We start from the raw sequence: 13252 nt of genomic DNA on the forward strand, positions 1-13252 counted from the left end.
AAAGTGAGAAATACCGATGGCGCTTTGGCGTTCGACAGTCATTGTCAGTGCAATGACTATGTTGTCCCGTGTATTGGGACTGGTACGGGATATTGTCCTGTTAAATGTATTTGGTGCAGGTAAAGACTTCGATACCTTCGTGGTTGCCTTTCGTATTCCTAACTTTTTTAGGCGCTTATTCGCAGAAGGGGCATTTTCGCAAGCCTTTATTCCTGTATTAACTGAATATAAAACCAGTCGAACCCATGCCGAAGTCCAGATTCTGATTAGCCGTGTTTTTGGCTGTTTAGGTCTGGTGATGACTAGCTTGACGTTCATCGCAATGGTGGCGGCACCCGCGATTATTTATATCTATGCACCGGGTTTCCATGGTGATGCAGACAAGTTTGCGTTAGCTACCGATATGTTCCGCCTAACGATTCCTTACTTACTGTTTATGTCCTTAACGGCATTTGCCAGCAGTATTTTGAATAGTTATGGCTCATTCAGTACACCTGCGTTCGCTCCAGTGTTACTTAATGTCGCGATGATTGCCGGTGCGCTATGGTTAACCCCTTATATGGCCGAGCCAATTATGGCTTTAGGTTGGTCTGTTGTCGCGGCAGGCTTCTTACAATTGGCGATTCAGATTCCAGAGCTATGGCGTAAAAAATTACTGATTCCACCGAAAGTTGACTTCAAACATGAAGGTGTTGATCGCATCATGAAGTTGATGCTGCCAGCGCTGTTTGGTGTCTCAGTGACGCAGATCAACCTACTGTTGAACACCATTTGGGCGTCTTTCATGCAAGATGGTTCAGTATCATGGCTGTATAGTGCTGAACGTATGACCGAGCTGCCTTTAGGTTTGATTGGGGTGGCCATTGGTACCGTGATTTTACCGTCATTGTCTGCACGCCATGCTGAACAGGATCAGGACAAATTCCGCCGTATGATTGATTGGGCGGCTAAAGTCATTATCTTGGTGGGTGTGCCTGCTAGTATTGCGCTGTTCATGCTTTCGACACCTATTATTCAGGCCTTATTTGAACGTGGTCAATTTAGCTTTGAAGATACACAAATGACTGCATTAGCATTGCAATGTATGAGTGCTGGTGTGATTTCATTCATGCTCATCAAAGTGTTTGCACCAGGGTTTTATGCGCAGCAAGATACAAAAACTCCAGTACGTGTAGGTTTAATGGCGGTCGCAGCCAATGCCATTCTTAACGTGGTGTTTATTGGGTTCTTTAAACTGATTGATTGGCATGCCGAGCATATGGCTTTGGCATTGGCATCATCGGGTTCCGCTTTAGTGAATGCAGGGATGCTGTATTTTTATTTACATAAGCGCAATATTTTCCGTTTTGGTGCGCATTGGAAAAAATTGGTGATTCAGTTTGCGATTGCCAATGCTGTGATGATTGCTGCACTGTGGTATGGCTTAACATGGTACAACGGTGATGTATCTGCGTGGATGCGTGTCGCGGAAGTGATCATCTTATGTGTGATTGGCATTGCTGCTTATGGGATTGCTTTAATTGCAACCGGCTTTAGACCTCGTCACTTAAAACCTTAAAGCTAAAACCTACAGCGTAATGCGTTTGACGTTGATGTAAAAAATAAGAGCCCATAGGCTCTTATTTTTTTGATTGAGACTCAAGATGATAAAAACCTACGTTTCTTATCCATGAGTCTAAGGGGGTAATTTGTAGTTTAAAACGACATACAATCCGTCGCCTAAACTTTTCCTCGAGAGAGGAAACCAACAATTGCGAGAATGACTGCAATAACCAAAAGAATAACAGCAAAGTCTTTGGATAAGCCTGCCACACCACCAAAACCTAGCAGACTCGCAATCAATGCAATTACAGCGAAAATAATAGCCCAGCGGAACATAGTTTTATCTCCATGTGATTTTTTATTCTGTCTCATCAGTATAGGAGTCACAGAAAGCATGCTATGTATTCTTTTGTTTATTTAATGTTCAATATTCGGTAACTTAAACAAGGAATTTATGTGCGGGTTCAGTTAATATGCCTGCCACCTTCGTTGCGAGCGAGAAGATGACCGATACTCTACGCCCACATTTTTGGAAAAAGCATGCTTTGACTGAACTCACTCATTTGGAGTGGGAGTCCCTCTGTGATGGTTGCGGGCTGTGTTGTTTAATCAAGCTTGAAGATGAAGATACGCAAGAGGTGGCATACACCAAAGTGGCATGCAAACTTTTAGATTGTGAAACTGCCAGTTGTTCCGATTATCCAAATCGCAAATCACATGTTGCAGACTGCATACAGCTGACACCTGAACAAATTCACCAATTTCATTGGCTACCGCCGAGCTGTGCTTATCGTAGAATTTCTGAAGGTAAAGATTTACCGCGTTGGCATCATCTCGTGACGGGAAGTCGTGACAGTATTTTGAAGGCACGAAAGTCTGCCGCAGGGCGTTGCATCAGTGAAGAAGACGTCAACCCTGATGATATTGAAGATTATATTGTGCGTTGGGTACGCTAAAGGACATAGATACGCTCTATCTTGGGGCTAGAGTTGATCTTGTATCATGGCCAGAAAGTCTTGTTCTGACAGAACCTGAAAACCATGCTGTTTGAGGAGTGCTGTGGTTACTCCATAGCCTTCAATTTTTGTACGCGTAAAGGTGCCATCATAAATATAATGACTGCCGCACGACGGGCTACGATCTTTTAAGACCACCACATCAACCTTATGCAATTGGGCCAATTCCAACATGCGGTGGGCACCCGCGATAAATTCAGCACTGACATCTGTGCCCAAGACATCTTTGACTTGGGCTGTACCATTGAGCACATCAGTGGCTTGACCATTTTGAATTTCTGCAGGAAAACGTGGACAGCTCAGGCCGCCCATCATTTCTGGGCAGGCCGTAATGACTTGGTGAGTCTGCATCAGTTGGCAAATTGCTTGTTGTGTATTTGATTTGGCATCATAACGAACGGGTTGGCCTGCCAGACAGGCACTGACTAAATACTTCAGTGTCATCATGTCTTGCTCCACAAGTTTTAGTGACTCAAAAGTTCCATCGCATGGTCATAACTGAGCGGACGATAAAAGTAAAAACCTTGTCCAGTATGACAATTACATTCTTTTAAGGTATCGACCTGTTCCGGTTTCTCTATACCTTCGACTAATATATTCAGGGAAACACTCGCACCAATTTGGGTAATCGCTTTGACAATGGCAAGTGCTGAACAGTCGATATGCATGCGTTCCACAAAATTACGGTCTATCTTAATACAGTCGACAGGGTAATTACTCAAACGTGTTAATGATGAATGACCTGTACCAAAATCATCTAAAGAAATGTGTATGCCATGCTCTTTTAATAAATGGAGAGCGCGAATCACATAATTTGAGCCACGTTCTGACAGGCTTTGCTCGGTAATTTCGACTTCAATAATGTCAGGTGAAATACCAAACTGCTTTAAGCGATTCAGTAGTTTTTCCGCATAATCATCACGTAAAAATTCGACAGGGGCTGCATTTATTGAAATTGGTAGCGGTTGAAGTCCGAGTTCAATCCATTTTTGAATATCTTGAAAGATTTTAATTTGCATCGTTTCACTAATGCGTGAAGCCAATTCATAATCTTGAAATGCAGCAAAAATTTGAGAAGGTAATTGTAATTGTTGGTCTTTATCGTACCAACGCAGCAAAGCTTCAAAGCCGACCACTTGACTGTCAGAAAGGCGAACTTTGGGTTGATAAAACGGAATAATTTGATTGGACTTAATCAGGCTGCGGGCTAGCGTTAATTGGCGAGTGGTGTTTTCAAGAATTTTAAACATGGTGTGGTTGAACATTCGCACCCCACCACGACCACTGCCTTTTAAATCATTCAGTGCAATATCTGCGCATTTAAGTAAATTCGAGGAATTTTGTGCATCGCGTGGGTAGATCGCACAGCCAATACTCATACCTATATTGATGCTTTGTCCATTATAGAAAATCGGCATATCCATTTGCTGACAGGCGATGCTGGCAATATCTGTTAATTGTTGTTGCGATTTTAAGTTCGGAATAGAAATGGCAAATTCATCGCCACCTAAGCGTGAAACCACGATATTTGCATCAAAACAGTGCTGAAAACGCTGTCCAAGGGTATGCAGTAAATGGTCTCCAGCACTATGCCCTAAGGTGTCATTAATATGCTTAAAATAATCCAGATCGATCAATAACAAACCCAGTTGTTGCTGATGTTCTCGTGCCACTCTTAAGTGACTTTTAAAGACTCGACTAAACGCACGGCGGTTTAATAAACCTGTTAAATCATCCTGTTCAATGATCCGTTGGAGTTTATTTTCCGCCAGTCGCTGTACCGTAATATCACGGGAGACACAGAGAATTTCTTTGACTTGACCATATTCATTGAATACTGGGCTGAGCATGTTATCCCAATAAGCCATGGGTTCATCGGCCACTTGGCTCATGCCGACAAAGCGAGAAGTTTTTCCTTGTTTGGCTTCTGCAAAAGCATTCAGACACGCGTCGCGGACTTCTTCAGGCAATAATTTGTGCCATGACATACCAAACTCAGTTTCAGTCGGCGACACACCGAGAGCTAAGCAACCAGCGCGGTTCATATGCAGAATATGACCGTCTAGGCTTAATAATTTAATACAGTCGACACTGGCATCTAACATTTGATTACGGCTGTCGAGTTTTTCGCGTAATTCTGCACATTGGGTATGTTGTAATTGTATATTCTTGGCTTGAGGCATTTGTTGAAATGAATATATAGATAGATCAATGCCTTGTTGAACTTGAGGTATTTGCTTTTGCTTTAATGATTGCTTCATACAATCTGTCCAATTGGGTCAGGCAAGCTAAAAATGGGATATCTAGCCGATCATACTTTAATTTGATCGATAAGGGATAAGATCTCTTGTTACATTATAGTTAACATTCGCCTAAGGATTTTTACATGCAAGATACTTAAATAATGACATCAAACCAGCCTCTTAAATTGAATATCGAATAAAGCAAAGATTCTGCCAAGGCAGTGTTAGAATAGAAAAAACGTCCCCAATTGCCGGAAACGAAATAATAAGATGTCAGACAGCCAAATTCCTCTTCCTGAACGCATGCGTCCTCATGATTTATCTCAAATTATTGGACAAGATCACCTTTTGGGTGAAGATGCACCGTTACGTCAGATGATTGACCAAGGGCATTTACCATCGATTATTTTTTGGGGACCACCGGGTGTAGGTAAAACCACGATTGCATTGTTGTTAGCGCAGGCTGTTGACCGACCATTTATTAGTTTATCTGCGCTTAATACTGGGGTGAAAGAATTACGTGAAATCATCGCCGATGGTGGAGATTTACTGACACCTGTGGTGTTTATTGATGAAATTCATCGTTTTAATAAGTCACAACAAGATGCCTTACTGAATGCTGTCGAAAAGGGCAAAATTACCCTGATTGGTGCAACCACAGAAAATCCCTCATTTGAAGTCAACAATGCCTTATTGTCGCGTTGTCAGGTCTATACCTTAAATGCTCTGGATAATGACGCAATTCAGCGCTTATTGGATCAAGCGATTCAGCAAGATTCGTTTTTAAAAGAGCGTTATATTCAAATCGAAGAATATGAAGCTTTATTTCAATTTGCCGCAGGTGATGCTCGTAAAGCATTAAATCTTTTAGATTTAATCGCCAGTACGTTTGAGCCAGACTTAGAAAATATCATTAACAATGCGGTGGTGGTCAAAGTTGCGCAGCAAAATATTGCACGCTATGACAAATCGGGCGAACAGCATTATGATTTAGTTTCGGCTTTTATTAAGTCGATTCGAGGCAGTGATCCAGATGCCGCTTTGTATTGGATGGCTCGAATGCTCAAAGGTGGTGAAGATCCTGTTTTTATTGCCCGTCGTATGTTGATTGCGGCATCTGAAGATATTGGCAACTCAAATCCAAATGCTTTACTGTTGGCTGGAGAATGTTTCCGATCTGTGCAGGCAATTGGTATGCCTGAGTGTCGAATCATTTTGGGGCAATGTGCGGTGTATTTGGCAACCAGTGCTAAAAGTAACAGCACTTATTTGGCCATCAACAAAGCCTTAGATTTGGCAGAAAAAACCTCGAATCTACCTGTGCCACTACATTTGAGAAATGCACCAACCAAATTGATGAAAGAGCAAGGCTATGGCGTGGACTATTTATATCCACATAATTATCCTGAGCATTTTGTCATGCAGGATTATATGCCGCCTGAACTGAAAGGCACTAAGCTGTATGAGTCTGCACGTAATAAACGTGAAGTTGAAGGTGAGCGTTTGCAGCAACGACGTTGGATGCAACAACAGCAACAATGATTTGAATGATCATAATGGCAAGGCGCTTCGGCGCCCTTTTTTATGTCTATTTCATGCAAAAAAAAGCCCAACTCAAGGCGAGCTGGGCTGAAAAAATAGGATGTCTTTGGGGAGATACATCCTAGAGGGTAGATGGAAAATCTGGTCGGTATACACATTGGAAACTTATAGATCCTAGTGCTGCCTGGTATGTAGCTATCTTAGTGTGAACTTGGGTAAATGTGAAACAGAGGATTTTTATGGTTAACATTTGTTTTTTCGATCATGGATTAATCGAGTAATATTTCATTAAAAAACCGAGCTAAAGAGCTCGGTTTTTCAAATCGATGAACGACTTAGATATCAGAAAGGTCGATACCTAAACGTGCAGCAACTTCTTCATACGCTTCAACCACACCGCCTAAACCTTGACGGAAACGGTCTTTGTCGAGTTTTTTCTTAGTGTCTTTGTCCCATAGACGGCAGCCGTCTGGAGAGAATTCGTCACCCAATACGATACGGTCGTGGAACACGCCAAATTCAAGTTTAAAGTCAACAAGCAGCATGTTGCCTGCATCGAATAGACCTTTAAGTACTTCGTTTACTTTATAAGTCAATTCTTTCATTTGAGCGAGTTGTTCTGCAGTCGCCCAACCTAATGCAATCGCTTGTGATTCATTCACCATTGGGTCGCCTAACGCATCGTCTTTGAAGAACAATTCGAAAGTTGGCGGAGTAAGTTCTTTACCTTCTTCAACGCCTAAACGACGGCAAAGTGAACCTGCTGCATAGTTACGAATTACGCACTCTACAGGAACCATGGTTAATTTTTTCACTAAAACTTCAGTTGGAGAAAGAAGTTTTTCGAAATGAGTTTCGATACCAGCCGCAGCCAATTTCTCCATGATAAAGGCGTTAAAACGGTTGTTCACCTTACCTTTGCGATCCAGTTGTTCAATTTTTTCACCGTTGAATGCAGAAGCATCGTCACGGAAAACTAGGATGAGGTGGTCAGAACTATCTGTTTCATAAACAGATTTCGCTTTACCAGTATAGAGCAAGGTTTGTTTTAACATGAGGGAACCTTTTTCGAGAAAAAATGCCTAGTACGACTAGGCTGGCCAATTTTGGTAAATCTGAGCTAACAGATCTGCAGCTTTTTCTTTGTCTGCAAAACTGTTATCGGCATTGAACACAGCGATGTTATTGCTTGAACCTACAGAAGAAAGTCTTAAGACATAGGTCTGCTGATCGACCTTGACGGTTACTTCGTAACGGTTTTTGCTCTGACCAACAATGGTATGGTTAAGGCTGCTGAGGGTAGCAAGTGTGTATTGCCAAATTGTAGCAGAATTTCCTTCAACTTTGATCAGCGGATTTTGATTTCCATCCACCAATAGTTGAGGACGGCTAATATTTGTACTGTCTGTTGAGGAATTAGCAACGACATTATTTTTTTCCGCGGCTGGACGCGGAAGGGCATAGCGATTGCCGCGCTTATTTTCAAGCTTTGGTGCATGCTCAATTGCTAGTGGGTCAACAGATGGAGCAGGATACAAAGGCGTTGCAGGACGAACCATCGACCCTTCAGGGTATTTCAGTGGTTCAACATCTGTGGTTTGTTTATAGTCCAGTGTGCCATTATTAAAGGCAAGTGAACTACAACCGGCTAATGTAAACACTGAAAGTGCCAGGCTAAGTCCTAAACGTAATTGCATGATGTTTGCTCTTCTTTATTTGATAACGCCCGCAGTGATGAGTGCTTCACGAAGCGGAGTGCGATATTGTTCTGCAAGGGGTGTTAATGGTAAGCGAATGCCTGTTTCAATCAGGTTCATCTCATGAAGTGCCCATTTCACAGGAATTGGGTTCGATTCGCAAAATAAAATTTGATGTAAATTTGCAACAGTATTGTTTTGTTGCTCGGCTTGGACTGCGTCACCCGCCAAAGCGCTTGCACACACTTCGCTCATTTCTTTTGGCGCCACGTTCGCAGTAACCGAAATGTTGCCCTTAGCACCTAAACCCATTAACTGATAAGCCGTTGCATCATCACCTGAGTACACCACCATATCTTTGCCTTTAAGGCCTTCAATGAGTTCTTGACCACGAGGAACATCGCCAGTGGCGTCTTTAATGCCCACGATTTGTGGAATATCAGCAAGACGGATCACGGTGTCGTTGTGCATGTCTACACCGGTTCGGCCAGGTACATTGTATAAAATTTGAGGTAAATCAACAGCTTCAGCAATCGCTTTGTAGTGTTGATACAGGCCTTCTTGGGTAGGTTTGTTATAGTATGGTGTAACTAATAATGCCGCATCTGCACCTAACTCTTTGGCTTCTTTGGTGAGTTCAATCGCTTCGTGGGTTGAGTTTGCACCTGTGCCGGCAATAATTGGAATGCGTTTGTTCGCCACACGGATGATTTCTTTGATCACCTGAGTGTGTTCGGCCATGCTCAAGGTAGAAGCTTCACCTGTAGTCCCTACAGCAACAATACTATTGGTGCCTTGCTTTATATGCCACTCAACCAGCTTCTCGAGGCTCTTCCAATCTACGCTGCCATCTTCAAACATTGGGGTGACGATTGCGACAATTGAACCTTGAATGGTCTGAGCTTGCTGAGTCATTTTGAAAAGCTATCCTATTTGTCCATCCGACAAGATGAAATATTGATTTCTGGATGGTTTCGAATTTTGATTTGTAGCATGTTCATTGGGCTATACCCAAATTGAATAATGCTTACGCAAATTATGACTGATCAAACGCATAAGAACAATATGCTTTGGTCAAAGCCATAAAATTCTTTATACAAATCAAACTTAAAACAATCAAGTGTAAAATAGCGGTTTTTTTGCAGCCTGAAAATTGTTCAGCAGGGGCTGAATCTTGAAAATGTTTTATTCAATCGAGAGGGTTGGCATGGTTGATGGGATTGATTAAATCATCAGCAAAAGGTTGATCTATGTGTATTCCGTGCTTTTTAATCAGAATTTAAGATTAAATAACAATGACTAAAGATTTAAAAACTATATCAATTCGCTCGGGTTTTATTACAAATGATTGTTAAAAACTTGGGTAATAATCTTTTTTATATCTAATAGAAATAGACATGTTTTTATGAGTGTTTAAAAAGATCGCTTGATTTGACTGTTCATTGCACGATTCATATTTTTTTATTTTAAATTTTTAATTGTTTTTACGACTTTGTGACTTAAAGCACAAAAACTATTACACCATGCACGTAATCCAATTTTGGACGAAAGGCTTCAACTTATTGGTAGTTATATCCTTTATAAGGCTCAGCGATGATGCGACTTAATTTGAACGCTGATGACAACAAGGATTCTCCAATGGAAAAGTCAGATAATAAGCATGCTATTGTCACGGTAGCAATCTGCTTCCTTATTGCCGTAATCGAAGGTCTGGATATTCAGGCTGCAGGTATTGCAGCAGCAGGGATTCGTGAATATTTCGGGCTGGATAGCTCGCAGCTAGGGGTGTTTTTTAGTGCCGGTATTTTAGGATTATTACCTGGTGCTTTGGTGGGTGGTCGGATTGCAGACCGAATGGGCCGTAAAAAAGTATTAATTTGGTCTACGGGGATGTTCGCCATCTTTACCTTATGTACGGTATGGGTAAATAGCTTCCATAGCTTACTCGCTGTACGTTTTCTTGCAGGTGCAGGTTTAGGTGCAGCAATGCCAATTTTAATTACCTTGGCATCTGAAGCGGTAACGCCACAAAATCGTGGTCGTGCAGTCGGTTTGATGTACTGTGGTATGCCTGTGGGTGCGGCAATCTTATCATTGGTCGCAATGACGGACTTCGGTGCAAACTGGAAAAATATTTTCTATTTAGGCGGTTTATTACCGATTGTTGTGATTCCATTGATGATTTGGTTCCTGCCCGAATCGCGTGAATTCTTGAAAGCCAAAGATCAAGCGGTTCAAGCGACCGCCAATGGCGAAGTGCAACAAGGTGCTTTCAAAAACCTCTTTAACACAGAAAACCGTTTACGTACTTTCTCAATTTGGGTGAGCTACTTCTTCACCTTGATGGTGGTGTACATCATGTTGAGCTGGTTACCGTCGTTGTTCACCGAACTCGGTTTCACTCGTAAAGATGGTGCAACTGCGCAGTTCTACTTCATGGTGAGTGCAACCATTGGTACGATCATTTTAGGTATGTTGACTGATCGTTGGAAGAAAGCTTATGTGATCATTTTGATGTACGGCGGTATTTTGGCAGGTCTATTTGCGCTGAATGGTGCAGGTTCATTGACTCAAATGTACATGGCGTCAGCTTTAGTCGGTGCATTCGTGATTGGTTGCCAAGGTGTATTGTATGCCTTCGGTGGTATCGTGTATCCGACACAGTTACGTGGTACGGGTGTTGGTGTAGCTTCAGCCGTTGGTCGTGTCGGTGCAATGTTAGGCCCTGCAATTGCTGGTCAGTTATTGGCAGCAGGTTTTGGTGCGGCAGGGGTGATTACCGCGGCAATTCCATGTATCGCAATCTCTGCAATATTTATGTTGTTATTGGTACGTCGTATTCCATCATAAGAAACATGTTATATCAAAAAAAGCCCGCATCATGCGGGCTTTTTTTATGGCGACAATAGAAGTCGCACTAATGCTCTAAACCAATATAAATAAATGTATTTTATGTAAAAATACAGCAGAAAGAGAAAACAAAAAATCAACGTAGAGGGGCTATGTCAGCAAGAAAACTGGTCGCAATTTTTAAAGTTGATCAACGTGAATTCAGTTTGTATCTACATCAATACGAATTTATCTTGGAACTCAAACCTGTATTTCAAAGAAATCGCCAACATCCGAGACAAAATGCGTGGTTGGCCTTTGCCGATGAACCTACCCTAGAAGATGTTGCTGAAAATATTAATGCGTTTGAGGTCATGCAACAGACACGCAGCCATTTATTAAAATATATCTTTCAACATCAACCGCGATATTTTTATTTTCATGCTTCGACTCAGCGAAAAGCCCGTATTTACCCACGCTTTGCACAACGTTTGGTTGAGCATTTGCCCAAGTATCGGTATTGTCAGGAAGGACAGTCATTTTATTTTTACGCACAGGACTGAATACTAAGGCTTTTAAAATATGAGCGAATCAGTAGAGTCGCCGAAAATGCATGACAACGGATGGAGAGATATGCAAAAAAATACAGCGCTGATTGTGGTTGATGTACAAAATGGTTTTACCCCAGGCGGTCAGTTGGCTGTTGCCAATGCCGATCAAATTATTCCAGGGATTAATCAACTGGGGCAATACTTTACGAATATTGTGCTGACTCAAGATTGGCATCCAGCCGACCATATCTCTTTTGCTGAAAATCATCCTGAGCATGTACCTTATGACAGCATAGAGCTGAATTATGGAACGCAAGTATTGTGGCCGACGCATTGTGTACACGGCACACAGGATGCCGAATTGCATCCTGATTTAAATTTACCAACGGCGCAGCTAATTATCCGTAAAGGTTTTCATCAGCATATTGACAGCTACTCTGCTTTTATGGAAGCAGATCAGAAAACTTCAACAGGTTTGGCGGGCTATTTGCGCGAACGTGGTATTGATACAGTCTTTGTGGTGGGCATTGCCACGGATTTCTGTGTTGCATGGACGGCAATGGATGCACGTAAGCTTGGTTTTGAAACTTTTGTGATTGCTGATTTGACCAAAGGGATCGATTTACAGGGTTCTTTACAGCATGCATGGCAAGACATGTTGGCGAATGGGGTGAAGCGTATTTACCTGAAAGATATTGTGCAGCAGCATGCACAGGCATTATCTTTGGCATGACCCAGTGGGCTCAGTTGAGAAAAGGCACAAGGGTGTGCCTTTTTTTGTCCCTGTATTTAAATGGAAGATGCCTATGTCGGCTTTCTTAAAATTCACTCAATTTGTGCAGAAAACATTTGCGATTTGGGTGGTGCTGTTTGCAGCGCTCGCCATGTTTTTTCCCGATGTATTTGTTTGGTTAAAAGCATATATCCCATGGATGCTAGGCATCATTATGTTGGGTATGGGCATGACCATGACACTGCAAGATTTTAAAAGTGTATTGCAAAGCCCTAAAGCTGTGATGATCGGGGTTTTGGCACAGTTTATTGTGATGCCGGGATTGGCTTTTTTCTTGTGTAAATTATTACAACTGCCGACAGAGATCGCGATCGGGGTCATTCTTGTCGGTTGCTGTCCGGGTGGAACGGCTTCTAATGTCATCACCTATATGGCAAAAGGCAATACCGCATTATCTGTTGCCTGTACCTCTGTTTCGACATTACTCGCACCGGTTTTAACCCCTGCGATTTTCTATTTGCTGGCAAGCCAATGGATTGAAATTAATGCGGCATCGATGTTGGTTTCAATTTTACAAGTGGTTTTATTTCCGATCATTGTGGGGTTAATGATTCGAACTGTCTTTAAGCATCGAGTGGATGCTTATATACAGGTCATGCCATTGGTTTCTGTTGTGGCAATTGTGGCGATTGTGGCGGCCATCATTGCGGGTAGCCGAACACAGATTTTGCAATCAGGTTTACTGATTCTTGGGGTAGTGGCCTTACATAATGGCTTGGGCTATCTATTGGGTTTTTGGGCCAGCCGACTATTTAAATTGCCCTATGCAGACTGTAAAGCAGTGTCAATTGAAGTCGGGATGCAAAACTCAGGTCTGGGTGTGGCATTGGCGGCCACCCATTTTGCCGCTTCACCTCTGACCGCTGTGCCGAGTGCGATTTTTAGTTTGTGGCACAATATCTCGGGTCCTGCACTGGCAACCTATTGGGCAGCACGGACGAGTGAGCCCAAAGCATCGGAACAAGACAAGCCTGTGCAATAAACAAAAAAACAATTCAGTAAAATAGAGGGCAATGTCCCTCTTTTTTTGATGTCGAAA

General features: G+C 42.3%; 13 protein-coding genes. 7 read left to right on the forward strand and 6 right to left on the reverse strand.

Features of this window, described 5'->3' with window-relative positions:
* Window positions 1-16: 16 nt before the first annotated feature.
* On the forward strand, window positions 17-1558 hold the full coding sequence (gene murJ, locus FTV11_RS02740; RefSeq protein ID WP_111885102.1) for a murein biosynthesis integral membrane protein MurJ: 1542 nt from the start codon (window positions 17-19) through the stop codon (window positions 1556-1558).
* A gap of 161 nt (window positions 1559-1719) precedes the next feature.
* Here murJ and FTV11_RS02745 read toward each other — a convergent pair whose 3' ends face one another.
* Window positions 1720-1878 (reverse strand): DUF1328 domain-containing protein, encoded by a 159-nt coding sequence (locus tag FTV11_RS02745; RefSeq protein WP_005006601.1) that lies wholly within the window; start codon window positions 1876-1878, stop codon window positions 1720-1722.
* 167 nt (window positions 1879-2045) lie between these two features.
* Here FTV11_RS02745 and FTV11_RS02750 point away from each other — a divergent pair, with 167 nt between their 5' ends.
* On the forward strand, window positions 2046-2498 hold the full coding sequence (locus tag FTV11_RS02750; protein WP_168379729.1) for a YcgN family cysteine cluster protein: 453 nt from the start codon (window positions 2046-2048) through the stop codon (window positions 2496-2498).
* Between the two features lie 27 nt (window positions 2499-2525).
* Here FTV11_RS02750 and FTV11_RS02755 read toward each other — a convergent pair whose 3' ends face one another.
* Window positions 2526-3002 carry a DUF523 domain-containing protein gene (locus FTV11_RS02755; protein ID WP_180004334.1) on the reverse strand — a complete coding sequence of 159 codons (477 nt, stop codon included), beginning with the start codon at window positions 3000-3002 and terminating at the stop codon, window positions 2526-2528.
* A 20-nt stretch (window positions 3003-3022) separates the two neighbouring features.
* Window positions 3023-4819, reverse strand: coding sequence for an EAL domain-containing protein (locus FTV11_RS02760; RefSeq protein ID WP_180073341.1), 1797 nt, complete (start codon window positions 4817-4819; stop codon window positions 3023-3025).
* A 252-nt stretch (window positions 4820-5071) separates the two neighbouring features.
* Here FTV11_RS02760 and FTV11_RS02765 point away from each other — a divergent pair, with 252 nt between their 5' ends.
* A complete protein-coding gene (locus FTV11_RS02765) occupies window positions 5072-6343 on the forward strand; it encodes a replication-associated recombination protein A (RefSeq protein ID WP_111885104.1) in 1272 nt (423 codons plus the stop codon).
* 335 nt (window positions 6344-6678) lie between these two features.
* On the opposite strand, the gene purC is transcribed toward FTV11_RS02765, so the two are convergent.
* From purC to dapA, 3 genes are read right to left on the reverse strand one after another with little or no spacing between them, the layout of a single operon-like run.
* On the reverse strand, window positions 6679-7398 hold the full coding sequence (purC, locus tag FTV11_RS02770) for a phosphoribosylaminoimidazolesuccinocarboxamide synthase (RefSeq protein WP_078190626.1): 720 nt from the start codon (window positions 7396-7398) through the stop codon (window positions 6679-6681).
* Between the two features lie 36 nt (window positions 7399-7434).
* Window positions 7435-8040 (reverse strand): lipoprotein-34 precursor (NlpB), encoded by a 606-nt coding sequence (locus tag FTV11_RS02775; protein WP_180073342.1) that lies wholly within the window; start codon window positions 8038-8040, stop codon window positions 7435-7437.
* Between the two features lie 15 nt (window positions 8041-8055).
* The gene (gene dapA / locus FTV11_RS02780) at window positions 8056-8955 is read right to left on the reverse strand and encodes a 4-hydroxy-tetrahydrodipicolinate synthase (protein ID WP_078193262.1); all 900 of its coding nucleotides are present in this window, start codon (window positions 8953-8955) and stop codon (window positions 8056-8058) included.
* A gap of 723 nt (window positions 8956-9678) precedes the next feature.
* Here dapA and mhpT point away from each other — a divergent pair.
* The 4 genes from mhpT to FTV11_RS02800 all read left to right on the forward strand — a co-directional run bounded on the left by mhpT (window position 9679) and on the right by FTV11_RS02800 (window position 13195).
* Window positions 9679-10890: a 3-(3-hydroxy-phenyl)propionate transporter MhpT gene (gene mhpT / locus FTV11_RS02785; RefSeq protein ID WP_180004342.1), complete on the forward strand. Its 1212-nt coding sequence runs from the start codon at window positions 9679-9681 to the stop codon at window positions 10888-10890.
* A gap of 152 nt (window positions 10891-11042) precedes the next feature.
* On the forward strand, window positions 11043-11432 hold the full coding sequence (locus FTV11_RS02790) for a hypothetical protein (protein WP_180073343.1): 390 nt from the start codon (window positions 11043-11045) through the stop codon (window positions 11430-11432).
* A gap of 70 nt (window positions 11433-11502) precedes the next feature.
* Window positions 11503-12153: a bifunctional nicotinamidase/pyrazinamidase gene (pncA, locus tag FTV11_RS02795; RefSeq protein ID WP_180073395.1), complete on the forward strand. Its 651-nt coding sequence runs from the start codon at window positions 11503-11505 to the stop codon at window positions 12151-12153.
* Window positions 12154-12226: 73 nt separating this feature from the next.
* Window positions 12227-13195 (forward strand): bile acid:sodium symporter family protein, encoded by a 969-nt coding sequence (locus FTV11_RS02800; RefSeq protein ID WP_078190620.1) that lies wholly within the window; start codon window positions 12227-12229, stop codon window positions 13193-13195.
* Window positions 13196-13252 lie beyond the last annotated feature (57 nt).

The organism is Acinetobacter sp. YH12231 (genome assembly GCF_013417755.1).
Taxonomy (GTDB): Bacteria; Pseudomonadota; Gammaproteobacteria; order Pseudomonadales; family Moraxellaceae; genus Acinetobacter; species Acinetobacter amyesii.